This window comes from Streptomyces sp. NPDC041122 (assembly GCF_055592445.1).
This window is the reverse complement of sequence record NZ_JBVIYQ010000002.1, coordinates 637531-663881: the sequence shown is the minus strand read 5'-3', so window position 1 is coordinate 663881 and position 26351 is coordinate 637531. Positions and strand designations below refer to the sequence as shown.

24 protein-coding genes are annotated in these 26351 nt (G+C 70.5%); 9 read left to right on the top strand and 15 right to left on the bottom strand.

Annotated features, from left to right (window positions below):
- Positions 1-32 precede the first annotated feature (32 nt).
- A complete protein-coding gene (locus tag ACZ6B8_RS09110) occupies positions 33-1868 on the bottom strand; it encodes an alpha-L-fucosidase (RefSeq protein WP_471606765.1) in 1836 nt (611 codons plus the stop codon).
- 292 nt (positions 1869-2160) lie between these two features.
- Here ACZ6B8_RS09110 and ACZ6B8_RS09105 point away from each other — a divergent pair, with 292 nt between their 5' ends.
- The 3 genes from ACZ6B8_RS09105 (at position 2161) to ACZ6B8_RS09095 (ending at position 6663) form a co-directional block, all read left to right on the top strand.
- On the top strand, positions 2161-4395 hold the full coding sequence (locus ACZ6B8_RS09105) for an alpha-N-acetylglucosaminidase (protein ID WP_471606764.1): 2235 nt from the start codon (positions 2161-2163) through the stop codon (positions 4393-4395).
- A 254-nt stretch (positions 4396-4649) separates the two neighbouring features.
- Positions 4650-5513, top strand: coding sequence for a chitosanase (locus ACZ6B8_RS09100; protein WP_471606763.1), 864 nt, complete (start codon positions 4650-4652; stop codon positions 5511-5513).
- A 172-nt stretch (positions 5514-5685) separates the two neighbouring features.
- Positions 5686-6663, top strand: coding sequence for a hypothetical protein (locus ACZ6B8_RS09095; protein WP_471077902.1), 978 nt, complete (start codon positions 5686-5688; stop codon positions 6661-6663).
- A gap of 1 nt (position 6664) precedes the next feature.
- Here the strand turns inward: ACZ6B8_RS09095 and ACZ6B8_RS09090 are convergent, their stop codons facing one another.
- On the bottom strand, positions 6665-7135 hold the full coding sequence (locus ACZ6B8_RS09090) for an ATP-binding protein (RefSeq protein WP_471077899.1): 471 nt from the start codon (positions 7133-7135) through the stop codon (positions 6665-6667).
- A gap of 147 nt (positions 7136-7282) precedes the next feature.
- Between ACZ6B8_RS09090 and ACZ6B8_RS09085 the strand changes: the two genes are divergently transcribed.
- Together ACZ6B8_RS09085 and ACZ6B8_RS09080 are read left to right on the top strand one after the other, a co-directional pair.
- Positions 7283-8125, top strand: coding sequence for a helix-turn-helix domain-containing protein (locus tag ACZ6B8_RS09085; protein WP_471606762.1), 843 nt, complete (start codon positions 7283-7285; stop codon positions 8123-8125).
- On the top strand, positions 8122-8376 hold the full coding sequence (locus ACZ6B8_RS09080) for a DUF397 domain-containing protein (RefSeq protein ID WP_471606761.1): 255 nt from the start codon (positions 8122-8124) through the stop codon (positions 8374-8376). Before ACZ6B8_RS09085 ends, ACZ6B8_RS09080 begins: the two co-directional genes overlap by 4 nt.
- A gap of 21 nt (positions 8377-8397) precedes the next feature.
- Here the strand turns inward: ACZ6B8_RS09080 and ACZ6B8_RS09075 are convergent, their stop codons facing one another.
- The 4 genes from ACZ6B8_RS09075 to ACZ6B8_RS09060 form a co-directional block, all read right to left on the bottom strand.
- Positions 8398-9012 carry a hypothetical protein gene (locus ACZ6B8_RS09075; RefSeq protein WP_471606760.1) on the bottom strand — a complete coding sequence of 205 codons (615 nt, stop codon included), beginning with the start codon at positions 9010-9012 and terminating at the stop codon, positions 8398-8400.
- A 138-nt stretch (positions 9013-9150) separates the two neighbouring features.
- The gene (locus ACZ6B8_RS09070) at positions 9151-10353 is read right to left on the bottom strand and encodes an MFS transporter (protein WP_471606759.1); all 1203 of its coding nucleotides are present in this window, start codon (positions 10351-10353) and stop codon (positions 9151-9153) included.
- Between the two features lie 92 nt (positions 10354-10445).
- A complete protein-coding gene (locus ACZ6B8_RS09065; RefSeq protein ID WP_471077887.1) occupies positions 10446-10862 on the bottom strand; it encodes an SgcJ/EcaC family oxidoreductase in 417 nt (138 codons plus the stop codon).
- Between the two features lie 163 nt (positions 10863-11025).
- Positions 11026-12417: a nucleobase:cation symporter-2 family protein gene (locus ACZ6B8_RS09060; RefSeq protein WP_471606758.1), complete on the bottom strand. Its 1392-nt coding sequence runs from the start codon at positions 12415-12417 to the stop codon at positions 11026-11028.
- 271 nt (positions 12418-12688) lie between these two features.
- Between ACZ6B8_RS09060 and ACZ6B8_RS09055 the strand changes: the two genes are divergently transcribed.
- A complete protein-coding gene (locus ACZ6B8_RS09055; protein ID WP_471077881.1) occupies positions 12689-13642 on the top strand; it encodes a scabin-related ADP-ribosyltransferase in 954 nt (317 codons plus the stop codon).
- 99 nt (positions 13643-13741) lie between these two features.
- On the opposite strand, the gene ACZ6B8_RS09050 is transcribed toward ACZ6B8_RS09055, so the two are convergent.
- The 8 genes from ACZ6B8_RS09050 to ACZ6B8_RS09015 form a co-directional block, all read right to left on the bottom strand.
- Positions 13742-15091, bottom strand: a complete 1350-nt coding sequence (locus ACZ6B8_RS09050; RefSeq protein WP_471078494.1) for a nucleobase:cation symporter-2 family protein — start codon at positions 15089-15091, stop codon at positions 13742-13744.
- Between the two features lie 390 nt (positions 15092-15481).
- Positions 15482-16891 carry an 8-oxoguanine deaminase gene (locus ACZ6B8_RS09045; protein WP_471077878.1) on the bottom strand — a complete coding sequence of 470 codons (1410 nt, stop codon included), beginning with the start codon at positions 16889-16891 and terminating at the stop codon, positions 15482-15484.
- A 49-nt stretch (positions 16892-16940) separates the two neighbouring features.
- The gene (locus ACZ6B8_RS09040) at positions 16941-18359 is read right to left on the bottom strand and encodes a nucleobase:cation symporter-2 family protein (protein WP_471077875.1); all 1419 of its coding nucleotides are present in this window, start codon (positions 18357-18359) and stop codon (positions 16941-16943) included.
- Between the two features lie 67 nt (positions 18360-18426).
- A complete protein-coding gene (gene pucL / locus ACZ6B8_RS09035) occupies positions 18427-19359 on the bottom strand; it encodes a factor-independent urate hydroxylase (RefSeq protein WP_306337172.1) in 933 nt (310 codons plus the stop codon).
- 5 nt (positions 19360-19364) lie between these two features.
- Positions 19365-19781: a hydroxyisourate hydrolase gene (gene uraH / locus ACZ6B8_RS09030; RefSeq protein WP_471077872.1), complete on the bottom strand. Its 417-nt coding sequence runs from the start codon at positions 19779-19781 to the stop codon at positions 19365-19367.
- A complete protein-coding gene (gene uraD, locus ACZ6B8_RS09025; RefSeq protein ID WP_471077869.1) occupies positions 19778-20290 on the bottom strand; it encodes a 2-oxo-4-hydroxy-4-carboxy-5-ureidoimidazoline decarboxylase in 513 nt (170 codons plus the stop codon). The genes uraH and uraD overlap by 4 nt, the downstream gene beginning before the upstream one ends.
- Before the next feature lie 180 nt (positions 20291-20470).
- Complete coding sequence (locus tag ACZ6B8_RS09020) at positions 20471-20848, bottom strand: helix-turn-helix domain-containing protein (RefSeq protein ID WP_471077866.1); 378 nt, start codon at positions 20846-20848, stop codon at positions 20471-20473.
- On the bottom strand, positions 20845-21123 hold the full coding sequence (locus tag ACZ6B8_RS09015) for a YkoF family thiamine-binding protein (protein WP_355805625.1): 279 nt from the start codon (positions 21121-21123) through the stop codon (positions 20845-20847). Before ACZ6B8_RS09015 ends, ACZ6B8_RS09020 begins: the two co-directional genes overlap by 4 nt.
- Before the next feature lie 125 nt (positions 21124-21248).
- Between ACZ6B8_RS09015 and ACZ6B8_RS09010 the strand changes: the two genes are divergently transcribed.
- The 3 genes from ACZ6B8_RS09010 (at position 21249) to ACZ6B8_RS09000 (ending at position 24704) form a co-directional block, all read left to right on the top strand.
- Positions 21249-22088 carry a TIM barrel protein gene (locus ACZ6B8_RS09010; RefSeq protein ID WP_471606757.1) on the top strand — a complete coding sequence of 280 codons (840 nt, stop codon included), beginning with the start codon at positions 21249-21251 and terminating at the stop codon, positions 22086-22088.
- Positions 22089-22132: 44 nt separating this feature from the next.
- The gene (locus tag ACZ6B8_RS09005; RefSeq protein ID WP_362365713.1) at positions 22133-23023 is read left to right on the top strand and encodes a 2-hydroxy-3-oxopropionate reductase; all 891 of its coding nucleotides are present in this window, start codon (positions 22133-22135) and stop codon (positions 23021-23023) included.
- A gap of 223 nt (positions 23024-23246) precedes the next feature.
- Positions 23247-24704, top strand: coding sequence for a catalase (locus ACZ6B8_RS09000; protein ID WP_471077860.1), 1458 nt, complete (start codon positions 23247-23249; stop codon positions 24702-24704).
- Between the two features lie 352 nt (positions 24705-25056).
- On the opposite strand, the gene ACZ6B8_RS08995 is transcribed toward ACZ6B8_RS09000, so the two are convergent.
- Positions 25057-26313 (bottom strand): Shedu anti-phage system protein SduA domain-containing protein, encoded by a 1257-nt coding sequence (locus ACZ6B8_RS08995; protein WP_471077858.1) that lies wholly within the window; start codon positions 26311-26313, stop codon positions 25057-25059.
- Between the last annotated feature and the right edge of the window lie 38 nt (positions 26314-26351).

The window sequence follows — 26351 nt, the reverse complement described above, 5'->3', positions numbered from 1 at the left end:
CTTGAGGCCCGTTTTTCAGTGAATCGAAGCCGTCAAGGTGTATACAGCTGCGAACGGGGAATGATCTGCTGCTCCTGCCCCGGGCTGGACCACAGCAGCCGCAGATGGGCCTCGCCCGTCTGTTCCGCGTACTCGACCCTGACCGAGTGGCGCTTGCCCGCGGTCAGCCGCACCTGCGCCTTGTCGGTCTTCGGCTCGTGCGGCGTCCAGGAGTCGACGACCAGCTTGCCGTCGATCCAGACGCGCACCATGTCGTCGGAGACGGTCGTCAGGGTGTACGTCTCCGAGCGGCGCGGCACCACCGATCCGCTCCAGCGGACACTGAAGTGGTCGGCGGGAATCGTGGCGTCCGGCGAACCGGTGTACTTCCAGGCGTGGTTCAGGGTGGCGTCGGTACGGGTGATCCTCGGGGGGCCCGAGAGGGTCGCGTTGTCGAAGATCTCCTGCTTGAGGCCCGTGCCGCGGCCGGGCCCGGCGGTCGGGCCGGGGTCGACGGTCAGTTCGATCACGGTCGCCGTGTCGTTCGTGGCGGCGCCCGACGGCTTGAGGTCGACGCCGTCGCCGGCCTCCGTGACCGTCACCCGCTGATCGCTGCCGAGGACTCGCGCCGCCTTCACCCGGAAGTCCGTGCGCGCCGTCAGGTGCAGCGTGCCGCCCGCCGCGGGCCACTGCGTGACCGCCGCGTACAGCTTGTCCCCCTTGCGGCTCACCGATCCCCAGGCCGGCTCCTCGACGAGGCCGCCGTACCGGGCGCCGTAGACCGCGTCGCCCTGACCGTCCGCGCGGAGCCAGTCGCCCATCCGCTTGAGGCGGTCGACGGAGGGCTGCGGGATGCGGCCGCGGGCGTCGGGGCCGACGTTCAGGAGGTAGTTGCCGCTGCGGGAGGTGGTGGCGAGGAGGTTGCGGGTGAGGGTCTGGGGCGACTTCCAGTCCTCGTCGTAACGGGCGTACCCCCAGTGGCCGTTGAGGGTCATGCAGGACTCCCAGAGCTGGCCGTCGACCGGGGCGGCGGGGATCTCCTGCTCGGGGGTGCCGTAGTCGCCGTCCACCACGCGGCGCTTGCCGACGCGGTTGTTGACGACCAGGCCGGGGTCGAGTTCGCGGAGGTAGGACTCCAGGCGCTCGCCGTCCTTCGCCGTCCACGGGTTGTGGGGGTTGTCGGTGTCCCACTCGCCGTCGAACCAGAGCAGCGCGGGGTCGTAGTTCTCGACGAGCTCCTCGAGCTGGGCGTACATGCGCTTCTCGTACCGCGGGAACGTGGCCGGGTCGGCGAAGTCCTTGTCGTGCCAGTCCCAGATCGAGTAGTAGAAGCCGAGCTTGATGCCGGCGTCGTCGGCCGCCTCCTTCAACTCGGCCATGATGTCGCGGTTCTTGTCGAAGGAGGAGTGGTCGCGCAGGTTCCAGTCGTTCACCTTCGTCGGCCACATCGCGTAGCCCTCGTGGTGCTTGGCGGTGATGACGATGTAGCGCATCCCGGCGTCCTCGGCGGCCTTGACGACGGCCTTCGCGTCGAAGTCGGCGGGGTTGAACTCCTGCGCCTGCTTCTCGTAGGCGTCCATGGGGATCGCGCACTGCCGTTTGATCCACTCGGCGTCGCGGCAGGTGGTGCCGTCGGGCCGCCGGTACTCGCCCTCCAGGTTCGAGTACGCGCCGAAGTGGATGAACATGCCGAAGCGGTCCTGCCGGAACCAGTTGGTGCGGTCCGCGGTGAAGGGGTCGTCCGCCGCGTGGTCCGTGCCCGGCCCGGCGGCGGTCCGCGGGGGTCGCGGGGCCGGTGCGCCGTCGGGGGCGGCGGTCGCGGCCGGTACGGCCGTGGCGGCGAGGGCGGCGGCGAGGAGCAGGGCGGGTCCAGTGGCTCTGTGGCGCATGGGGCGGCTCCCGGGATTCCCTGGGGGTTGGGGGTCGCTCGGGAACGTAGGGACGAATTCATCGGATGTCAATGGGTCCAACTCCCGCTCCACTGCCATGATTTACGCTGCCGTGACCACCATCGACCCGTCATCGATCCACCACTGTCCCGCCATCGATCCGATGTATCCGAGATGTACGAGGCCGAACCACACCCCCCGGAGGATCACCACGGGTCGACCCGGCGCCCCAAGGGAAGACACCCCTCGGCACCCCTCCCACCGCGGCACCCCTCCCACCGACGGAGCCCTCATGCCTCTCCCTCGCCGCACCTTCCTCACCGGACTCGCCGGCACCGCCGGTGTCGCCGCCGCCGCCTGCTCCGGCACCGCGGCCGACGGCGTGCCCGCCCCGCGCCGCACGGCCGCCGCCGAGGCGGCCCGGCGCCTGCTCCCCCGCCACTGGCAGCAGTTCACGTTCCGGACCGCCCCGAAGGAGCCGGGCGCCGACGACTCCTTCCACGTCACCGGCGAGCGCGGCCGCATCACCGTCACGGCGACCGACCCGGCCACCCAACTCGTCGGCCTGCGCCGCTACTTGAACCAGGTCACGCACGCCGACATCACCTGGGCGGGCAGCCGCACCGACCACCTCCCCGGCCGGCTCCCCGCCCCCGCCACGCCGCTCACCGGCGCCGCCAACACCCCGCACCGCTTCGTCCTCAACGACACCAACGACGGCTACACGGGGGCCTATCACGGCTGGGACTACTGGGAGCACGAGATCGACGTGCTCGCCCTGCACGGCTACAACGAGGTCCTCGTCCACGCGGGCGCGGACGCCGTCCACCACCGCGCCTTCCAGGAGTTCGGCTACACCGACGCCGAAGTGCGGGCCTGGATACCCGCGCCCGCCCACCAGCCGTGGTGGCTCCTGCAGAACATGGCCGCGTTCCCGCATCCGGTGTCGCGGCAGCTGCTCGACGCCCGCGCCCGGCTCGGGCGGCGCATCTGCGACCGGCTGCGCGACCTGGGCATGACGCCGGTCCTGCCGGGCTACTTCGGGACCGTCCCGCCCGGGTTCGAGGAGCGGAACCCGGGCGGGCGGACCGTGCCGCAGGGCGAGTGGGTCGGCTTCACGAGACCGGACTGGCTGGATCCGCGCACCGGCCACTTCGCGCGCGTCGCCGCCGCGTTCTACCGGATCCAGGACGAGCTGTTCGGGCCGTCCACGATGTACAAGATGGACCTCCTGCACGAGGGCGGAAAGCCCGGCGACGTACCCGTCGGCGACGCCGCCAAGGGGGTCGAGAAGGCCCTGCGGACCGCGCACCCCGGCGCGACCTGGGTGATCCTCGGGTGGCAGCACAATCCGCCCGAGGCCATCACCGACGCCGTCGACAAGCGCCGGATGCTCGTCGTCGACGGCATCTCCGACCGCTTCCCGGAGATCACCGACCGCGAGTCCGTCTGGGGCTCGACGCCGTACACCTTCGGGTCCATCATCTGGAACTTCGGCGGCCACACCACGCTCGGGGCCAACACCCCGGACTGGGCGGCCCTGTTCGAGAAGTGGCGGACGAAGGAGGGCAGCACCTTGCGCGGCATCTCGCTGATGCCGGAGGCGGCCGACAACAACCCCGCCGCGTTCGCCCTCTTCTCCGAGCTGGCCTGGCGCACGGGCGACCTGGACCTCGAAGCCTGGTTCGCCACCTGGCCGGCCGTCCGCTACGGAGCCGCCGATCCGCACGCGGTCGCGGCCTGGGACGTGCTGCGCCGCACCGCGTACGGCACGACCCGCGCCGACGGCTGGGCCGAGGGCGCCGACGGGCTGTTCGGGGCGCGGCCCGACCTCGGAGCGGATTCGGCGGCGGCCTGGTCGCCGAGGAAGATGCGGTACGAGCCGGCCGACTTCGAGCCCGCCCTCGGCGAACTCCTGGCCGTGCGCCGCGGGTTGCGGCAGTCGTCGGCGTACCGGCGCGACCTGCTCGACGTCGCCCGGCAGGCCCTGTCCAACCGCAGCCGCACACTCCTTCCGCGCGTCAAGAAGGCGTACGACGCCGGGTACGCGGCCGGCTTCGACGCGCTCACCCGCGACTGGCTCGGCCTGATGGAGCTGCTCGACCGGCTCCTGGCCACCGACTCCCGTCATCTGCTGGGCCGTTGGGTGGCCGACGCCTGCGCCTGGGGCGCCGACGCCGCGGAACGGGATCGGCTCGCGTACGACCAGCTGTCGCTGGTGACGGTGTGGGGCGACCGGTCGGGCGCCGACGCGGGGCTGCGCGACTACGCGAACCGCGAGTGGGCGGGGCTGGTCGGCGGCCTCTACCGGCTGCGCTGGGAGCGGTACTTCGCGGAGTTGCGCGGCGCCCTCGCCGAAGACCGCGCGCCCCGGAAGATCGACTGGTTCGCCGTCGAGGACGCGTGGATCCGCGACCCGGGCCGGCTCGCGACCCGGCCGACGGGCGACACGTACGAGATCGCCGCGCAGGTGCGCGACCGGCTGAGCGCCCGCCGCGACGCGCGCGGCGGGACCGGGCACCGCTGACCTCCGCCACGTCCGGGCCCGCGCGCACCCCGTGACCAACGGGAACGCGTTACGGCTGCCTGGAGCGGATTGCGTGAGCGAGGGGGAGCGTACGAACCGCTGAGGCGCCCTTGCCAGGGCGGGGTCCGGCCATTCCGTATCGCGGACTCGGTGCTTCTTGACGGGTATACGTCACATCGATTCTCTGGTAGGAAACCTTCCTAACAGACGCGGTACCGACGCGGAACCATGAACTCCCTTACCTGGAGGCCCTCGTGGAGACCCCCCACATACGCCCGCGCACCACCCTCACCTCCCGCCGCACGCTGCTCGCCTTCATGGGCGCCGCGGCCGTGGCGGGCCCGCTCCTCGCCACCCAGGCGGCGAACGCGACCCAGGCCCCGGCCTCGCCGGGCCCGCTCGCGGCCGGCGGGCTCGACGACCCGGCGAAGAAGGAGATCGCGATGCAGATCGTCTGCAGCGCGGAGAACTCCTCGCTGGACTGGAAGAAGCAGTATCGATACTGCGAGGACATCGACGACGGCCGCGGCTACACCGCGGGCATCATCGGGTTCTGTTCCGGCACCGGCGACATGCTCGACCTGGTCGAGCTCTACACCCGGCGCAAGCCGGGGAACGTCCTGGCCAAGTACCTCCCGGCACTGCGCGAGGTCGACGGCACCGACTCGCACGAGGGCCTCGACCCGAACTTCAAGCGCGACTGGGAGCGGGCCGCCGACACGGACGCGGCGTTCCGCACCGCGCAGAACGACGAGCGCGACCGCGTCTACTTCAACCCCGCGGTCCAGCAGGGCAAGGCGGACGGCGTCGGCACCCTCGGCCAGTTCTGCTACTACGACGCCATCGTCATGCACGGCGACGGCGGTGACTCCACCAGCTTCCGCAACATCCGCAAGCGCGCGCTGCGGTCGGCCCGGCCGCCGGCCCAGGGCGGTGACGAGGTGACGTACCTGAACGCCTTCCTCGACGCCCGCGTCTGGGCGATGAAGCAGGAGGAGGCCCACGAGGACACCAGCCGGGTCGACACCGCCCAGCGGGTCTTCCTGCAGAAGCGGAACCTCAACCTCGACCCGCCCCTCGACTGGAAGGTCTACGGCGACCCGTACCACATCGGGTAGCGGCCGCCCCTCCGTCGGCCCGGCCGGCCCTCCCCCGGTTCACCCCTCCGCGCGGGACGCCCAGGTGTCCCGCGCGCCTGCGCGCACTCTTGCCTCCCGTCGGCTCCCATGGGTACGGTCCCGGCCAGCTTCCCGTCTACGCGCGTCCATCTGCACGAGGTGAGAAATCCCGATGTCCCCCCGAACGACCGTGTTGAGCACCGCAGCCCTCTTTGCCGCCGCACTCCTCTCCACCGGCGCCGCGGCCACCCCCGCGGCCACCCCGGGAGCGGCCCCCGCACCGGGGGCAGCCCCTTCGGCGACGCCCGGCTGGCAGCAGGCCGGTGACGACATCACGTCCGGCATCAGCGGCCTCGCCCTCGCCGACGGCCCCGAGACCTCGGGCCGCGTGGCCCACGCGCTCGTCGTACGCGACAACAAGAAGCCCGGCCAGAACCGCGTCGCCGAGCTCTCCTACCGCCCCGGCCGCTCCGCCCACATCGAGCCGCTCGCCTGGGCGGACGGCGCCGAGCCCATCGACCTGGAAGCGATCGAGGCCGTGCCCGGCACCTCCGACGAGTTCGTCGCCCTGGCCAGCCGGGGCCTCGTCTACCACCTGAAGGTGCGGGGCTCCGACGTCCACGTCCAGGACATCTCCCCGCTCCCCGCCATCGCCGACGGTGACGACTACGAGAGCTTCGCGCTGACCTCGCGGCACGGCAGGATGGCGGCGGTCTGGGCGGACCGCGGCGCGGGCAAGGAGCGCCCCGCGACGGTGCACGCGGCGCCGTTCTCCTTCAACAAGTACGACGAGGCCGAGTTCGGCCGCCTCTCCACGGCCCGCCTCCGCGCGCCCTACCCGACCGGTGCCGTCCGGCACGCCTCGGACATCTCGGTCACCGGCTCCGGCCGCCTGCTGGTGAGTTCGGCGTCCGACGCCGGCGACGACGGCCCCTTCGACTCGGCGGTCATGGACGCCGGCACCCTCACCGTGAACCGCTCCGGCGCGGTGCGGCTCTCCGTCGCCAAGCACCCCGACGTCCTGCGGAAGTTCAAGGGCCACAAGATCGAGGCGGTCGAGTGCGCGCCGGGCTCCGGGCCCGCGGTCCTCGCCACGGACGACGAAAACGCGGGCGGCTACGTCAACTCGGCCGACCTGTGCGGGCGTTGAACTAGCCTCCGGACGGCCGGCCTGTCGCGGGCCGGCCTGTCGCCGGCCGGCGGTCGATCCACGCCCACACCGTCTTGCCGACGTCGCGCCGCGCCACCCCCCACTCGTCCGCCAGCGCGGCCACCAGGAGGAGCCCCCGCCCCGACTCGTCGTCGGGATCCGGCCGCCGGGGTTCCTGCGCGGGACACCGCTCGGCACGGGCGTCACTCACCTCGATCCGGACCACCTCGTCCGTGCAGGTCAGCCGGAGCTCGAAGTCCCGGCCCGCGACCCTGCCGTGCGTCGCGGCGTTCGCCGCCAGCTCGGCCACGATCTGCGCCGCCCGCTCGGAGATGTCACCCCCGTACGGGATGCCCCACCCGTCGAGGCGGTACCGCGCCATGCGGCGCGCGAGACGGGCTCCTCGCGGCGTCGCACCGAAACGCTCCGTGAACACGTGTACGGGGACGGAAGTCTGCACTCGCTCTGGCATGACGCCCACGGTGGCCCCGCTCCCCCGGCGCCACCAGGCACCCAACTCGTACGGTCCGTATTTGTACGGGTGCGAAGTGTGGACAGTACGCGTAACCGACCGTGACCATGGGCGGGTTGGCGGGGACCGGTGAGCGAGTGTCAGGGGATGCGCGTGACGTCGTCAAGCACGCAGGGCGCGAACGAGCCCGAACCGACGGACGGCCTCAAGGCGTTCGGCGCGGCGCTGAAGAGTTTTCGCAAACGGGCCGGGTTCACACAGGAGGCCCTCGCCCCGGAGATCGGGTACTCCACGCACTTCCTCGCCTCCGTCGAGCAGGGGCGGCGCTTTCCGCCACCGCGTTTCGTGGACCGGTGCGAGGGGGCGCTGGACGCGTTCGGGACGCTTCGGTTGATGGTGCATCAGCTTTCGCGGCAGCGGGGGTTGGCTTCTTGGTTTCGGCGGTGGGCGCAGCTGGAACGGGATGCCCTGACCCTGTACACGTACGAGTGTCGGCTGACGCCGGGTCTGCTGCAAACGGAGGCGTACCTGCGAACATTGTTCGACGCCCGGGTCCCACCCCTGTCCGACGAGGAGTTGGAAGCTCAGGTGGCGGCACGTGTGGAGCGTCAGCAACTCCTGCGGGAGCGGCCGAACACCGACTTCAGCTTCATCGTCGAGGAGCACATCTTCCTGCGTCGCACGGGTGGCGCTGAGATCGCCCGGGGGCTCATCGATCACGCCCTAGAGGTCACAGCCTCTCGCAACGTCGAATTGCAGATCATGCCGTTGAAGCGCGGAGTGCACTCCGGATTGGACGGGCCCATTCAGCTCCTGGAGACGCCGGACAACAGGTGGTTCGGATACTGCGAGGGACAAGAGAACGGTCAGTTCATCGCCGACCGGAAAGTGATCAGCACTCTTCAGATGCGGTATGCGAAACTGCGCACGCAGGCCCTCACGCCAGAGGATTCCGTGGACCTGCTGAAGCGACTGCGAGGAGCGCGATGAGCAGCACGATCGAACTTTCCTGGTTCAAGAGCAGCTACAGCGGCGACTCCAGCGGCGACTGCGTGGAAGCCGCCCTGAAGTGGCACAAGTCCAGTTACAGCAGCGGAAGTTCCGGCGACTGCCTGGAGGTCGCCGTCTGCCCCACCGCCGTCCACATCCGCGATTCCAAGAACCCCCAGGGCCCCGCCCTGGCCCTCGACCCGACCGCCTGGCGGGACTTCATCGCGTACGCCCCCACCGTGGAGACATGACCAACCCGCCGCGCCGCTCCCTCACAGCGACCGGACGGCGATGCGCCGGCTGTGACCGTCCAGGATGAGGACACTCCGTGCGGCACCGCCACCGTCATCTCCGTCCCACCATTCCACGAAGCGACCGGCGAACTTCTCGGCATGGCTCCGCGAGGTGTAATCGGTGCGCACTTCGACGTCGTATTCGGGCCCGGTGAGTTCGACGGTGAACAGCTGGTCGGCGTGACGGCTCAGCGACTCGTCCCCTTCGGCACGCGCCCATGCGCGAAAGCCTTTGAGGAGCGCGGGGTTTGCCTCCCTCTTGCTCACCGGGCGGGCCGGCGGATCTTTCGGCGCCCCTTGCACGGCGTCCTGACAACCCCTCACCCACGACCCGCGATCCTCACTGTCGCGGGCGTCGGCGTCCAAGGCCCTGCGCGCACAGCCACCGTGCACGATTTCGCGCACCGCCGCGCCCTTGCCTCCGTCGCCGTAGACCTTGTGGCCCTCCTCGTACCCGGCGGCGTAGGAACGCTGGTAGCCAGGGGGCGGGGTCGTGCCGCCGTGCCGCCCGGGCAGCCGGGAGTCGCGCTCGTCCGCCGACCGCGGTGCGCCGTCGGTGCCACAGCCCGAGACGACCAGCACTCCCGCGGTCACGACGGCAGCCGCTGCCGCGTACCGCCACCTCTGCCTCTTGCCTTCGCGTGGGCTCACGTGCCGTGCTCTCCCATCGGTCGTGCGATCCGAGTCCGTGACGGACGAACCGGCTGCTCGCCCCGACCGTCCGGCGGGACTTCATCGCGTACGCCCCCACCGTAGAGACATGACCGCCGGCGCAACCGCGACGCCCCCGCACAGCATCGCCGTCGAGACCGAGACCCCGTCGACCACCGCCCCGCCGGCCAACGCGCCCAGCGCGAACGTCGCCTGGAACGAGGACGTGAAGACGACGGACGCCGCCTCCGGGGCGTGCGGTGCGGCACGCGCGAACCACGTCTGGGAGCAGACCGGCACCGCGCCGTAGGCGAGGCCCCACATCAGGAGCAGCACGAACGCCCCGGGCTTCGCCGTGCCCAGCACCGGCAGGAGCAGCGTCGCCGTGGCGATGAGACCCGCCGCCGCCGCGAAGGCGGGCCGGAGCCCGCGCCGCGCCCACGCGCCGGCGAGGAAGTTGCCGCCGATGCCGGCGACGCCGTAGGCGAGCAGGAACACGGTGATGAGGGACGGGCCCGCGCCGGTGACCTCCGCGAGGAAGGGGGTGACGTAGGTGTACGTGCCGAAGTGGGCCGCCACGACCAGGAACGTCACGACGAGGCCGAGCCGGACGCGCGGCGTGCCGAGCAGCTCGCGCAGCACGGTGAGCCGGGTGACGTGCTGCGGGGGCAGCGGCGGCAGGGAGACGAGGAGCGCCGCGAGCACGGCCAGCGTGAGGACGGCCATGGCGACGAACGCGGTGCGCCAGCCCGCGAGTTGGCCGAGCAGCGTGCCCGCGGGTACGCCGAGGACGGAGCCGAGCGGGACGGCGGAGAAGATGACGGCGGTCGCGCGCCCCGCCTGCGCCTCGGGCACGAGGCGGGAGGCGAGCCCCGCCCCGATCGACCAGAACGCGCCGATGACGAGGCCGACGAGGACGCGGGAGACCATCATCGCCCAGTACGCGGGCGCGGTCGCGGCGACGATGTCGGCGAGGGCGAGCACCAGCATGAGGAGGCAGAGCATGCGGCGCCGGTCGACCCGCCCGGTGGTGACGGTGACGGTGGGCGCGGCGACGGCGGCGAGCAGTCCCGGCAGCGTCATCATCAGGCCGGAGGTGCCGTCTGAGGTGGCGAAGGTGTCGCCGATGGGGGTGAGCAGGCCGATGGGGAGGATCTCGGTGGTGACGATGGAGAAGATCCCCAGGGTCACGGAGAAGACGGCGAGCCACCCCCTGAGGGGTGTACGGGTGGCGGGGGCGGGGCCGTCGAGGGGCGGGGCCGGGGCGGGCGTCGGTGCGGACATGCACCGAGTTCACCAGCGGCGCACCGCCCGGGTCTGGCATGAATGCGACGTCGACGTCGTGCGGGGCGCGCGGGACGCCCGGTCGGGCCCCGTCAGTTCAGGATCGGCGTGGTCTGGGACGAGGAGATCCGCCAGGTGCCGTCGTCCTTCACGAGGACGTACGTGAGCCGGCCCGAGGTGGCGTGCAGGGGGTCCACGGGTGCACCGGCGGCGCCCGGCCGCCGCCGGTCGTCGACGTGCTTGACGCTCGCCACGATCGCGACGTCGTCGCGGACGAAGCGGATGTCCTCGACCTCGACCGTGGTGACCACGTCGGCCAGCGGCGAGGCGAGGGCCTGCCGCATCGCCTCGGCCAGCGTGTCCCGTCCGGCGACCCGGCGTCCGGTGAAGTTCACGACGGTGGTGTCGGTGGTGTGCAGGGGGAGGAAGCGGTCGGGGTCGGACTGGGACTCGACGGCGGCGTCGACGAGTCGACGTATGGCGACGACGTCCGCGGACTCGATGGGCATGACGGCTCTCCAAATGCGGGGCTTCGTGTGGTGCGGGCCGGTCTCGCCCGCTGCCGCCATCCTGGAACATCAAGCGCACTTGAGGTCAAGGTCGCCCCCGCCCACCGTCCGGCCACCAGCCCGTGGCCCGCCGCGCAGGGTCTGCGGAGTACGCCCCGTTCCGTCAGTGCGTCGCCGCCGCCTCCGGCGCCGGCTCCCGGGCCGAACTCGGCTTCGTACCGAGGTGGTTGAAGACCAGGTTCAGTGAGACCGCGAGGATGCAGCCCGTCGAGATGCCGGAGCCGAGGACGATCTGCGCCCAGTCGGGGAACGCGTCGTAGAAGCCGTCCGAGAGGGCGGGGGCCAGGCCCGCGCCGAGGGTGACGACGACGATGAGGGCGTTGTCGCCGCGATGCAGGTCCGCCTGGAGCAGCGTCTGGATGCCGCTCACCGCGATGGAGCCGAAGAGGAAGAGACTGACGGCGGCGAGCACCGGCATCGGGACCACCGAGATCAGCGCCGCTGCGGCCGGGCTGAGGCCGATCAGGACGAGGATCGCGCCGCTGAGCGCCACGACGAAGCGGCTGCGCACCTTGGAGATGACGACCAGGCCGATGTTCTGGGCGAACGCGCTGGCGTGGAAGGCGTTGAAGAGCGGGCTGAGCGCGGAGCCGAGCGCGTCGGCGCGCAGCCCGCGGGCGATGGTCCTCTCGTCGGCCTCGCGGTCGACGATCTTCCCGAGGGCGATCATGTCGGCGGTGGACTCGGTGAGGATCACCAGCATGACGACGCACATGGAGATGATGGCCGGGATGTTGAACTCCGGCGCGCCGAAGTGCAGCGGGGTGGGGACGCCCACCGCGTCCGCGCCGTCGAGCCCGGAGAAGTCCGCGAGGCCCATCGGTATCGCGAGCAGCGTGCCGAAGATCATCGCGATGAGCATGCTGATCTGCTTGAGGAACCCGCGCGTGAAGCGCTGGAGCAGGAGCATCGCGAGGATCGTGGCGCCCGCGAGCCCGATGCTCGTGGGCTCCGGGGTGCCCGTCGCCGAGTCGTCGACGATCCAGTCGTACGCGACGGGGATCAGCGAGACGCCGATGAGGGTGATGACCGACCCCGTCACCACGGGCGGGAAGAACCGGACGAGTCGCGAGAAGTACGAACTGACCAGGAAACCGAAGAGACTTGAGACGATGATCGCGCCGAAGACGACCGGCATGCCCGCCTCGACGCCGCCCTGGGTGGAGATGATGGTCAGCATCACGCCGACGCCCGCGAACGAGACGCCGTTGACGAACGGCAGCCGTGAGCCGATGAAGGTGCCGATGCCGAGGGTCTGCAACAGCGTCGCGATGCCCGCCATCAGCAGGCTGCCGCCCATGAGCACGGCCGTGTCGCCCGGTGACATCTTCGCCGCGACGGCGACGACGAGCGGGACGGAGACCGCTCCCGCGTACATGGAGGCCACGTGCTGGAGACTGGCGACGAGCATGCGGCCCGGCGGCAGGATCTCGTCGACGGGGTGGACCTTCGGGGCGTCGTCGCCGGTACCGGCGGACGTCACTTCAGAACTCATGGGTGGCGCTTCTTCCGTTGCGTGACGCCGGAAGTCGGCTCGGTTCCGTGGGAGTTCGAGAGACGCGGAACCGAGACCGGCACATCCGACTGGAAAGTAACTTCCGCCATGCGGTCGACGGCGGCACGAACCTACGCCAGCGCACCCCGGCTACGGAAGACCCCCGGTAAACGGACTTGCCTCTTCAGTCATCCAGGGCTGCCCTTCAGTGCCTGGCCTCACGGGGGTGCCCTGTGAGAAGACTGGAGATCTCTGTGACCGAGGAGCCCCGATGCGCGCACACGAACGCGACCACGCCCGAACGAACGCCGCCGGGAAGCCGCGGACCCCTGCCGGCCAGGCCGCGGCCGGGACGGACTCGCACCTGCAACGGCTGCTCGCCCTGCAAGGATCCGCGGGCAACGCCGCCGTCGTACAAATGCTCCGGCAGGACGGCCGGGGCGAGGAGCAGCACCGGCACGGGGCCGGCTGCGGCCACGGGCAGGCCGGGGAACCGGCCGTACAGCGGGAGGCCGTCGTGCAGCGTGCGCGCGGCGGGAGCCCCGACGCGATGGACGTCGACGCGCGGGACTACTCCGACGCGGAGGAGCTCTCGGACGGCGGCACCGACTCGGAGGCGGGCGAGTACGACTACCAGACGTTCATGGACGAGCGGAACAAGTTCCCCCGGGAGACGACGCCGACCCCGCAGCCGACGGTGGGCTTCGGGGACAGCACGTACGGCCCGGACCCGGGCAAGGTGAAGTCGATGCGCGAGGACCGCAAGCAGGGCCGCGCCGTCCCGCCGCTGCGCTACCGCAAGGACAACGAGCTCCTGTACCGGTGGGACAAGCGCACCCCCGACCAGATCCTCGGCAAGGGGTTCGAGGCCTGGAACGACAAGCTGCCGGCCAGCCTGCGGCACTACCAGAAGCTGCTGCAGAAGACCGGTTTCGTCAGCACCACCCGCTCCCCCGGCGGATACGTGCCCGACTGGGCGCGTCAGCCGGACGGCAGCGGCTACCGCTACGTGATCAGCGCGCCCGGCGGCATCGACCTGGTGGACACCCTCGGCACCACGGCCTTCGTCCAGCAGCAGGAGGTCATCTTCTGGCGGGGCATGACGGCCGGTCACATCCTGCGCGCGGAGCTGTGCGACAAGAACGGCAACGTCCTGAAGGTCATCCCGGCCGGCGGCGCCGGGGCGGGGCAGCAGGGCGACGCGATGGACATCGACAGCAACTGAGCGAGGGCCGCTCGCACGGAGAGAACGCAGAGAGCGGCCCCTCGCGCGGGACCTGACCGCGCGAGGGGCCGCCGTCGTACGTACGGGCGTGCCGGTGCGTCAGTGCGCCACGGCCTGGCCCGGCACCCGTGTCTCGGCGATCTCCTTGCCCGGCTCCATCGGCGACGTGACCTCGTCGTCCTCGCCGCCTCGGCCGATGTGGTTGAAGACCAGGTTCAGCAGCACGGCGGCCACGCAGCCCGTCGAGATGCCCGAGTCGAGGATGATCTTCGCGGTCTCCGGGAACGCGTGGTAGAACTCCGGCGCCGCGATGGGGATCAGGCCGACCGCCAGCGACACGGCCACGATCAGGACGTTGTTGTCCCGCTCCAGGTTGGCCCTGACCAGCGTCTGGATGCCGCTCGCGGCGACCGAGCCGAAGAGCACCACGCCCGCGCCGCCGAGCACGGGGCGCGGCACAACCGCGATGAGCGACGCGGCCATCGGGCACAGACCCATCAGGACCAGGAAGCCGCCGCCCGCCGCGACCACGAAGCGGCTGCGGATCTTCGTCATCGCGACCAGGCCGATGTTCTGCGCGAAGGCGCTGCACATGAAGCCGTTGAAGAGCGGGCTGAGCGCCGAGCCGAGGGTGTCGGCGCGCAGCCCCGCGGCGATGGTCTTCTCGTCGGCGGGCCGCTCGACGATCTCACCGAGGGCGAGCATGTCCGCAGTGGACTCCGTCATCGAGACGACCATGACGACACAGAGGGAGACGATGGCGGCGGCCGCGAACTGCGGGGCGCCGAAGTGGAAGGGCGTCGGGAAGCCGATGACGTCGGACTCGCCGATCGGGCTGAAGTCGGTGGCGTCGAACGGGATCGCGATGAGCGTGCCGATGACGAGACCGAGCAGGACCGCGATCTGCTTCACGAAGCCGGTGGTGAAGCGGCGCAGCAGCAGCACGATGACGAGGGTGAGACCGGCGAGCCCCAGGTTCTTCATCGAGCCGTAGTCGTCGGCGCCGGGGACGGGTCCCTGGGCCCAGCCGAAGGCGACCGGCATCAGCGAGATGCCGATGAGGGTGATGACCGTGCCGGTCACGACCGGCGGGAAGAAGCGGACCATCTTCGAGAAGAACGGGGCGGCGATGAAGCCGAGCACGCCCGCGACGATCACCGCGCCGAAGATGAGCGGCAGGGCGTCCTTCTTGTCGTCGGTCGAGTCGACGACCGCGAGCATCGGCGCGACACCGGCGAAGGTGACGCCGTTGACGAAGGGCAGCCGGGCGCCGATCTTCCAGAACCCGAGGGTCTGCAGGAAGGTCGCGAGGCCAGCGGTGAACAGACAGGCGCCGGTGAGGAACGTCAGCTCCTTGGGCGAGAGGCCGACGGCGGCGCCCACGATGAGCGGCGGGGCGACGACACCCGCGTACATGGCGGCCACGTGCTGCAGGCCGGTCGTCGCCATCTTCAGGGCGGGGAGTTTTTCGTCGACCGGGTGCACGGACCCGGTCTCAGGTATGGATTCCTCGTCGTTCTGTGGGTCGGGGGTGGTGCCTTGCTTGGTGAACCTGGGCTGAGTGGCCACTGTGGCTCCTCCGGTTGTTTTCCAGTACCGGCTGGGCCGCCGGCACTTTTCGCTTCTGGGAGGTGGTGCGTCGTGCAAGGACTTGCTCGATGTGAAGTTGTGGGGTGGTACCGCGAAGTACCGGCGTGGCCGGTGGTGAATGCGCCCAGGTAGTACGGACCGCCCCAGGAACGCGAAGTTTTGGGTCGCGTTCCGGGGCGGCTCTTGAGCAGCCCGCTCGGCTGCTCAAGTCCGGTCGGGGGCCGTCCCCCCCGACCGGAGTTCTCGGGTTCAGCTCCCGGCGGCGATCCGCGCGAGACGCTGGGCCTGCTCCCGGGTGGAGCGGGCGATGGCGTCCTCGTCGGCGTGCAGCAGACGGCCGTCCTCGACGACCGGCTTGCCGTTGACGAGGGAGAGGGTGACCGGGGCCGCCGCGCCGAAGACGATGGCGGTCACCGGGTCGGCGATGGAGGCGTGGCCGATGCCGTCGATCTTCCAGAGCACCAGGTCGGCGAGCTTGCCGGCCTCCAGGGAGCCGATCTGCGTGGCGCGGCCGAGGACCTGCGCGCCGCCGAAGGTGCCGAGGCGCAGCGCCTGACGGGCGTTCAGGGCGGCTTCGCGGTGGGCGCCGAGGCGGTTGATCAGGAGCGCGTTGCGCAGTTCGGTGTGGAGCTCGCCGGACTCGTTGGACGCGGTGCCGTCGACGCCGAGGCCGACCGGCACACCCGCCTTGAGCATGTCGGGCACCCGGGCGATGCCGGCGGCGAGGCGGGCGTTGGAGGACGGGCAGTGCGCGACACCGGTCTTCGTACGGGCGAAGGCCTCGATGTCGGAGTCGTTCATGTGGACGCAGTGCGCCATCCACACGTCCTCACCGAGCCAGCCGGTGGACTCGAAGTAGTCGGTCGGGCCCATGCCGAACAGCTCGTGGCAGAACTTCTCCTCCTCGACCGTCTCGCTGCCGTGGGTGTGCAGACGCACGCCCAGGCGGCGGGCCAACTCGGCGCCCTGCTTGAGGAGTTCGGTGGAGACGGAGAACGGCGAGCACGGCGCGACGGCGACCTGCGTCATCGCGTCGAAGGAGGCGTCGTGGTGCTTCTTGACGGTCTCCTCGGTCGCGGCGAGCGCGCCTTCGAGGGTCTCGACGGCGAAGTCCGGGGGCAGGCCGCCGTCCTTCTCGCTGCGGTCCATGGAGCCGCGGGCCAGGGTGAAGCGGACGCCCATCTCGGAGGCGGCGCGGATGATCGAGCCGGAGAGGTCGCCGGAGCCCTGCGGGAAGACGTAGTGGTGGTCCATGGCGGTGGTGACGCCGCCGCGGGCCATCATGCCGAGGGAGCCCTGTGCGGCCGCGTACGTCATCTGCTCGTCGATGCGCGCCCACGTCGGGTAGAGCGCCACCAGCCAGTTGAACAGGTTGTGGTCGGTGGCCAGGCCCCGGGTGATCCACTGGTAGAAGTGGTGGTGCGTGTTGACCAGGCCGGGGGTGACCAGGTGGCCGGTGGCGTCGACGCGGCGGACGACGTTCGCCAGGCCCTCGGGGGCCCGGCCGGCGCCGATCGACTCGATCCTGTTGCCGGCGACGACGACGTACCCCGAGGCGTACTCGGTGTCCTGGGCGTCGACCGTGGCGATCGCGGCGTTCTCGATGACGATGCGCTCTACGGCGCCGTCGGTTCCGTCGGGGGTTGCCGATGCTGCCATGGTGCTTCCTTCTCTACTGGTGGCGATGCGATGTGGGCACGGCATGACCCTAGGAAGATTTGAGTGCCGCGGCGTTGGAGCCACGGGTGCCGAGATGGTGGAAGAACAGGTTGAGCGAGACCGCGACGAGTGCGCCGGCGCTGATGCCGGAGCCGAGCACCGTCTGGGCCCAGGCGGGGAACTCCGCGTAGAAGGTGGGCGCGGCGAGCGGGATGATGCCCGCCCCGAGCGACACGGCCACCAGGATGATGTTGGAGCTGTCGTCCAGGCCCGCCTCGGAGAGCGTACGGATGCCGCTGACCGCGATGGAGCCGAAGAGGACGATGCCCGCGCCGCCGAGGACCGGCATCGGCACGACGTTGACGACCGCGCCGAGCACCGGGAAGGCGCCGAGGACGATGAGCGCGCCGCCGGCGACGGCGACGACGTACCGGCTGCGTACCCGGGTCAGCGAGACGACGCCGACGTTCTGCGCGAAGGCGGAGGTCGGGAAGCCGCCGAAGACGGGGCCGACCAGGGTGGCGATGCCGTCGGTGCGCAGGCCGCGGGTGATGGTCCTTCCGTCGGTCCTGCGCTCGCAGATCTCGCCGAGGGCGAGCATGCCGGCCGCGGACTCGGTCATCAGGACCAGCATCACGATGCAGAGCGAGAGGATCGCGGCGGGCTGGAAGACGGGGGCGCCGGCGGCGAACGGGGTGGGCAGGGCAGCGAGCGGGGCCGTCTGCACCGAGGTGAAGTCCGCCATGCCGAACGGGATCGCGGCGAGCGTGCCGATGAACAGGCCTGCCAGCAGGGCGACTTGCTTGAGGAAGCCGCGGCCGAAGCGCTGGAAGAGCAGGATCACGACGAGCGTGAAGGCGGCGAGCGCCAGGAACTTCATGTCGCCGAAGGCCGGGTCGGTCTCGTCGCCGCCCTGCGCCCACTTCACGGGCACGGGCATCAGCGTGACGCCGATGAGGGTGATGACGACGCCGGTGACCAGCGGCGGGAAGAAGCGGAGCAGCCGGCCGAAGAAGGGCCCGACGGCGAGGCAGAAGACGCCCGCGACCATCACCGCGCCGTAGATCGCGGGGAGTTGGTCGCCCTTGGCGTTGGTCTCGGCGATGGCGAGGATGGGTGCGATGCCCGCCGACGAGGCGGCGTTCACGAACGGCAGACGGTTGCCGACGAAGCCTTTGACGCCGAGGGTCTGCAGGATGGTGGCGAGACCGGCGATCAGCAGCCCGGCGGCGATGAGCCGGGTCTGCGCCACGGTGTCCAGGCCGCAGGCCTGGCCGATGATGAGCGGAGGGGTGACCACACCCGCGTACATGGCGGCGATGTGCTGGAGCGCGGCGGGGACGAGCCGCGAGGGGTGGAGCTTCTCGTCCACCGGGTGACAGTCGGCGGTTGCCGCGCCGTCGGTCATGTCCGATGGGGTGGAACACGGGCCTTCGGCTGCTGCCGGCCCCTTTGCAGGCTGTGCCATTGCGGATGTTCCCTCCGGTGTGGCGCGCCCCCGACCACTGCGGTGGGGCGGGGGCGCGCATCCCGCGTCAGAGGTTGGTCATGTCGACCGGGATCTTCGGCTCGACGCCGTCCCGCAGAATCGTGGCCTCGATGAGGCCGTAGGGACGGTCGGCGGCGTAGTAGACCGCCCCGTCCTTGGCCGCGTTGTCGAGGCCGAAGGGCGAGAGGTCCTGACGGAAGTGGTGCTTGTTGGGCGCGGAGAAGCGGATCTCGTCGATCTCGCTGCGGTTGTTGATGACCCGCGAACCCATCTGGTAGAGCGTCTGCTGCAGCGACAGCGAGTAGGTCTCCACGAAGGCGTGCAGAATGTGCTTCTTCGCCTGCTCGTAGCTGCGCTCCCAACTGGGCATGCGCTGCTCGTCGTTGGTCCAGTTGTGCCGCCACCAGGTGGACAGGGAGGTGGCGAGGATGCGGTCGTAGTCCTCTTGGAGGGTCGTGTACTTGTCCTTGATGTAGCCCCAGAACTCGGAGTTCGTGGAGTTCATCACGGTCAGGTCCTTCAGACCCGAGAGGACCTCGAAGTTCTCGCCGTCGTAGGTGATCTGGGCGAGCCGCGTCTCCTGGCCCTTGCGGACGAAGGAGTGCTTGACCTCGTCGGCGCCTATGAACTTGGAGTTGCTGTCGGAGCCGCCGATGCGCTCCCAGGAGTACTCCTCGATCCGGATCCGCGCGCGGTGGATCGAGGGCTGGCTGTCCACGAAGTGCCGGGCGAGGTGGATGCCGTACTGCTCGGCGGACTCGATGCCGTATTCCTTGGCGAACGCGAAGCAGGTGTTCTTCGTCGTGTCCGTCGGCAGGCAGTTGGCGTTCGAGCCGTTGTAGTGGACGTCGTCCAGGTCGCCGGAGAGGGCGACGGAGACGTTCAGGTCCTTGATGTGATGGGTGTCGCCGTCCCGCGTGATCTTTACGACCCGGTTCTCAGCCTTGCCGTACTGGTTCTGTCCCAGAATGGTGGGCATGTCTGCTAGCTCCCTCGGTAAACGGAGTAGCCGAACGGGTTGAGCAGCAGCGGTACGTGGTAGTGCTCGCCCGGCGTGACGGCGAACGTGATCGCCACCTCCGGGAAGAACGCTCCGGTCGCACCGCTGTCCCGATTCGCGGGGGCGTCCTGCTGCGCCTCGGCTTGCTTGTTCTGCGTGTTCGTCCTGGCCAGGAAGTACGGCTCGGTCTCGAAGTCGAGCCGTACGTGCGAGGTCCCCTCCGGCAGGGCCGGCAGGTCCTTGCAGCGCCCGTCCGCGTCGGTCGCGCTGCCGCCGAGCGCCTTCCACTCCTCGCCGGCGCCGCTGCGGGCCGAGAGGGAGATGGCGACGCCCTCGGCGGGGCGTCCGATGCTGGTGTCCAGGATGTGCGTGGACACCGATGCGGTCGTTTCCGTGCTCATGCGACTTCCTCCTCCAGGAGGCGGGTCAGGCGGATGCGGTTGATCTTGCCCAGTTCGGTGCGGACGATTTCCCGCTCCTGCTCGGGCGAGTTGCCGATCCGTTCCTTGACCGCGTCCCGCATCTGCTCGCCGGTGCGACCGGTGGCGCAGATCAGGAAGACGTGTCCGAACTTGTCCTGGTAGGCCAGGTTCAGTTCGAGCATCTCGGTCTTCAGTTCCTCGGAGGCGCCGGCCATGCCCCGCTGTTCGCGGGACGAGGTCGGGTCCCCGGGCTTCGGGCGCCCGATCGGCGGGTGCCCCGCCATCGCCTCGGCCAGGTCCTCGGCGGTGAGCTCGGCCATGGCGGCGTCGCTCGCGGCGAAGAGGTCGTCGGCGGTGGCGTAGGGGCGCTGGGCGAGCAGCTTGCTTCCCCAGGCCGAAGAGGCGCAGGCCTCGTGGAGCGCGGCGGTGGCCGCGGCATCCTCCAAGGCGTTGAACCGGGTGAGACCCGGCGTCTTACTCGAAGTCACGGGAGCCTCCGTGGCCTTGTGCTGGACGGGCTGCGGAACAGCTAAGACCTTCAACAACACCGCGTCAACAGTTTGTTGAAATAACTTGAACAAAGAAGCCGTCACCCGGTGAAAAGGGTGACGGCTCGGCCGCTCAGAGTGACGAGAGGGCCGGGGTGCGCGGGGGCCCCGCGGGCGGATTTACTCCCCCTTCGCGGCATTCTCCCTGTTCAGGTAGTTGTAGACGGTGAAGCGGCTGACGCCGAGCGCCCCCGCGACCGTTTCCACGCCGTGCCGGACGGAGAAGGCGCCGCGCGCCTCCAGTATGCGCACGACCTCCTGTTTGGCCTTGCGGTCCAGCTCGGAGAGGGGCCGGCCCTGCTTGCGCTCCAGGGCCAGCAGGATGTGGTCCAGCGAGTCGGCGAGCTGGGGCAGCCGCACGGCCACCACGTCCTCGCCCTCCCAGGCGAGGACCACGTCGTCGGCCCCCGCCTGCTCGGGCGGCATCATCTCGCCGCCCATGGCGTCCACCAGCGGCTTCACCGCGGTGACGAAGGGGTCGTCCCCGAAACCGGTCACTTATCCGCCTCCCCCGGGTCCGCCGGGCCGCCCGGCTCGCCGATCACGTTGACCTGGAGCGAGACACGGGTGGCGCCCGCGCCCAGGGACCGGCGCAGCATCGCGTCGACGGCGGTCAGCACCGCGTCGACGTCCCCCTCGGCCGTATTGCCGAACGGACCTACGTCCACGGCGTCCAGCGGGGCCCCCTGGATGACCTCACGGGCCACCAGCGCATGCGCGGGGGCCTCGTCGAGATCGAAGGGTTCGGTCGTGAACTCCACTCTCAATCGCACGTCCACAACCTAATGCCGCCGGTCGAATTTTCGGCAGCCCCCTCTTGACAGCTTCCGCAGACCAGAGGCAGTCTTCCATCAAGCAGAAATGAACTTCCGCAATACGGAAGGAGCGCGGAAGCCCCATGGGATACTCCGACCAGCGCTTCAATGTGAACCTGTCGATCCTCTTCACCGAGCTCCCGCTCCTGGAGCGCCCCGCGGCCGCCGCGAAGGCCGGCTTCAGCGCGGTCGAGCTGTGGTGGCCCTGGGTCGACGCCCCCACCCCCGAGCAGTCCGAGCTCGACGCCCTGAAGAAGGCGATCGAGGACGCGGGCGTGCGTCTGGTGGGTCTGAACTTCTACGCCGGGCAGCTGCCCGGCCCCGACCGCGGCGCCCTGTCGATCCCCGGCGAGGAGAGCGAGAAGTTCCGCGCCAACCTCAAGGTGGCGGCGGACTTCGCGCAGTCGCTCGGCTGCACGGCGCTCAACGCGCTGTACGGCAACCGCGTGGAGGGCGTGGACCCGGCCGCCCAGGACGAACTCGCCCTGGAGAACCTGGTGCTCGCCGCCCGCCAGGCCGACCGGGTCGGCGCGATCCTGCTGATCGAGGCCCTCAACAAGCCCGAGTCGCCGCGCTGCCCGATCGTGAGCGCGCCGAAGGCGATCGAGGTCGTCGACCAGGTGAACGCGGCCACCGGCCTCGGCAACGCCAAGTTCCTCATGGACCTGTACCACCTGTCCATGAACGGCGAGGACCTGCCGTCGGTCATCGAGACCTACGCCGACAGGACCGGCCACGTGCAGATCGCGGACAACCCCGGCCGCGGCGCCCCCGGCACCGGCTCGCTCCCCCTGGAGGGCCTGCTCGACCAGCTCGCGAAGGCGGGCTACGAGGGCTGGGTCGGCCTGGAGTACAAGGCGGGCGACCGCCCGAGCGCCGAGGCCTTCGACTGGCTGCCCGCCGAGGCCCGCGCCGCGCGCTGAGCGCGAACTCACCGTCGTACGAAAGCAGTTAGAGAGGCACCCTCATGAGCAACCTTCCCAAGATCGCGTGGATCGGCCTCGGCATCATGGGCTCCCCCATGTCCGAGAACCTGATCAAGGCGGGTTACTCCGTCACCGGCTTCACCCTCGAGCAGGACAAGCTGGACCGCCTGGCCGCGGCCGGCGGCACCGCGGCGAAGTCCATCGCCGAGGCCGTCAAGGACGCCGACGTCGTCGTGACGATGGTGCCCGCCTCCCCGCAGGTCGAGGCCATCGCGTACGGTCCCGACGGCATCCTGGAGAACGCGAAGTCCGGCGCGCTGATCGTCGACATGTCGTCGATCACCCCGCAGACCTCGGTGGACCTGGCCAAGGCCGCCAAGGAGAAGGGCCTGCGCGTCCTGGACGCCCCCGTCTCGGGCGGCGAGGCCGGTGCCATCGAGGCCGTGCTCTCCATCATGGTCGGCGGTGAGCAGGCCGACTTCGACGAGGCCAAGCCGCTCCTGGACGCGCTGGGCAAGACCATCGTGCTGTGCGGTCCGCACGGCTCGGGCCAGACCGTCAAGGCCGCCAACCAGCTCATCGTCGCCGTGAACATCCAGGCGTGCGCCGAGGCCGTGGTCTTCCTGGAGAAGTCCGGCGTGGACCTGAAGGCCGCGCTCGACGTCCTGAACGGCGGACTGGCCGGCTCGACCGTGCTGACCCGCAAGAAGGACAACTTCCTGAACCGCGACTTCAAGCCCGGTTTCCGGATCGACCTGCACCACAAGGACATGGGCATCGTCACCGACGCCGCCCGCAACGTCGGTGCGGCCCTCCCGGTCGGCGGTGTCGTCGCCCAGCTCGTCGCCTCGCTGCGCGCGCAGGGTGACGGCGGCCTGGACCACTCCGCCCTGCTGCGCTCCGTCGAGCGCCTGTCGGGCGCCGAGCTCTGAGCCACTCCGAGCTCCCCTGATCTTCCGGGCCGTGGCGGCGCTGACACCTGTCCTGTCGCGCCCAGGCGTCGCCGCGGCCCGGAACACCACCCGCTCCACCCGTCGCACCAAGGCCCACCCAAAAACTTCAACAAACTGTTGACGTAGCTGCTCAGGGCTCCATACGCTCCCGAACACCGTCTGCAGTCGAAGCAGTTCCGTACGGAAGGTCAACCTCGCCACCATGTCGAAGCGTGTGCTCACGACCGAGTCCGGCGCCCCCGTCGCCGACAATCAGAACTCCGCCACCGCCGGCGTCGGTGGCCCGATCCTGCTCCAGGACCAGCACCTCCTGGAGAAGCTGGCCCGCTTCAACCGTGAGCGCATCCCGGAGCGCGTCGTGCACGCCCGCGGCTCCGGCGCGTACGGCTACTTCGAGGTGACCGACGACGTCACCGGCTTCACCCACGCCGACTTCCTGAACGAGATCGGCAAGCGCACCGAGGTCTTCCTGCGCTTCTCGACCGTCGCGGACAGCCTCGGCGGCGCGGACGCGGTCCGTGACCCGCGCGGCTTCGCGCTGAAGTTCTACACCGAAGAGGGCAACTACGACCTCGTCGGCAACAACACCCCGGTGTTCTTCATCAAGGACCCGATCAAGTTCCCCGACTTCATCCACTCGCAGAAGCGCGACCCCTTCACGGGCAAGCAGGAGCCGGACAACGTCTGGGACTTCTGGGCGCACGCCCCCGAGGCCACGCACCAGGTGACCTGGCTGATGGGCGACCGCGGCATCCCCGCCTCGTACCGTCACATGAACGGCTACGGCTCGCACACCTACCAGTGGACGAACGCCAAGGGCGAGGCCTTCTTCGTCAAGTACCACTTCAAGACGAACCAGGGCGTCCGCAGCCTCTCCGCCGACCAGGCCGCCGAGACCGCGGGCAAGGACGCCAACTCGCACCAGACGGACCTGCTCCAGGCCATCGAGCGCGGCGTGAACCCGTCCTGGACGCTGCACGTGCAGATCATGCCGGCGGCCGAGGCGGCGGACTACCGCTTCAACCCGTTCGACCTCACCAAGGTGTGGCCGCACGCGGACTACCCGCTGCAGCGCGTCGGGCGCCTGGTCCTCGACCGCAACCCCGACAACGTCTTCGCCGAGGTCGAGCAGGCCGCGTTCTCCCCGAACAACTTCGTGCCGGGCATCGGTCCCTCGCCGGACAAGATGCTCCAGGGCCGCCTGTTCGCCTACGCGGACGCGCACCGCTACCGCCTGGGCGTCAACCACACCCAGCTCGCGGTGAACGCGCCCAAGGCGACCAAGGTCGACAACTACGGCCGCGACGGTCTGATGGCGTCCAACGCCTACGGCCGCGACCGCAAGAACTACGAGCCCAACTCGTACGACGGCCCCGCCGAGACCGGCCAGCCGCTGTCGGCGCCGCTCGCCGTCGCCGGCTACACCGGCACGCACGCGGCCGCGACCCACACCAAGGACGACGACTTCTTCCAGGCGGGCGAGCTGTACCGCCTGATGTCGGAGGAGGAGAAGTCCCGTCTGGTGGCGAACATCGCCGGCGGCCTGTCCCAGGTCTCGCGCGACGACGTCATCGAGAAGAACCTCGCCCACTTCCACGCCGCCGACGCCGACTACGGCAAGCGCGTCGAGGAAGCGGTCCGCGCCCTGCGCGAGGACTGAGCGAGCGCAGTAACCCCCAGGCTGTGCCGGTGGGTTGACGGGAGGTCGACCCACCGGTGCTGAGCCCGCACCGCCACGGACCCGGATGAGGGGTGGTCCCGTGCGCACCGCGGGCAGTCCGCTGACGCGGACAGGCACGGGTCCGCGGCGGCTCTGCGAGCCAGTGCGGTGGTCAAGGTCCGACGCTTTTCCCTCTCGACCTGAGGGAGGGGAATCCTCGGTCCATCGCAACCGGCCGCCGCGGCCCCGACCGATCCCTCCGCCCGCCCCGGAGGCCCCCATGGACTCCGTCCGGCAGCGCGTATGCATGTTCCGCCAGTCGCGCGCGGTCGGGCGGTCACCACGTAGAACCTCACGGCCGGAGCGCCGGGTACGGACGGTCCCGTATCCGGCGCTCTTTCGCGTGCGCGGGGCCGGCCAGGGAGCGGTGGGCGTTGTCGACGAGCTCCTTGTAGGTGAGGACCTCGACGCGGACGGTGTGTGAGTTGAACGTCCGCAGAGCGTCGTTGAGCTCCTGCTCGGGCACGTCGGGCTGCAGCGCAGGGTGCCCGATCAGGACCAGCGCACTGGCCCTGCGCACCTCGATGCCGAACTCCTCACGGATGCTGCCGCGGTACTCGTCCAGGCCGGTCAGGTAGTTGACGGCCTGCCCCACGGCGTCATGCACCCTGGCGGTGGGCACCCAGGCGTTGCGATGCCTCTTGACCAGCGGCCCTTCGAGGCTCATGGCGCGCTTGAGCTCGACGATGTGCAGGGCGCCGTCGCCACGTGTCAAGGCGATGTCCACCTCGTCACCGGGCACGAGCCGCCGTTGAGCGGCCTCGCCGACATAACGGCCGCCGAAGATCCAGGGCTGGCCTTGCAGAGCCCGTTGCAGGTCGTGCTCGGATGCGCCGGGGTCCTCGACGACGTGTCGCAGCTCCTCCAGGCCGGCCGAGCGACGCCGCAACTCGGCGGCTTGCAGCACGAGTTGCCCCTCGTCATCGGCGGCGAGCAGCGCCAGCGCCTCCGGTGAGGTGGTGATCCGCCGGGCCGCCTCGGCAGGGTCCTCGATGTCGATGCGGCCGTCGCGCAGGATGCGCTCCAGCCAGAGCGCCAGCTCCCCGCTGCCGCGCGGGACGACGTAGCGCCCCGGGCGGTCTACCGGTGCCTCCAGGAATCGGGCGTCCCGCTCCAGGCCCCGCAGCCGGTCCGACAACTCCCGCGCCGACGCCTCGGGATGCGTGGCGAGGTAGCTCTCGCAGGCGTCCGCCGCGTGGGCGTAACCCGCCGCGACGACACCCCCGATGCCCCCGATGCCTGAGCGGCGCTCGCCGTCCCGGAACAGCCGCAGACGGTCGTCCAGCTCCGGCTTGAGAATGCGCCCTTCGGCATAGTCCAGGGCGCCCTGCACGAGGCGTACGACCTGCCACTCCCCGGCCGCGGCCGCCTTGCTCCGGGCCTCCTCCAACAGCCCGAGGAGCTTCTTGCCGCCCCGGATGTTCCCCCTCGGGTCCGAGCGCAGGTGCCCCGCCACGGCCGCCAGGCACTCGCCCGTCCCCGCGTCCGCTGCCGCCTCCGCGGCGATCTGCACCTGCTTCTCCAGCGTCGCGTCAGCTCTTGGTTGCATGCCCGCCAGTGTGCCGCCCAGCGCTGACAACGCCCCTG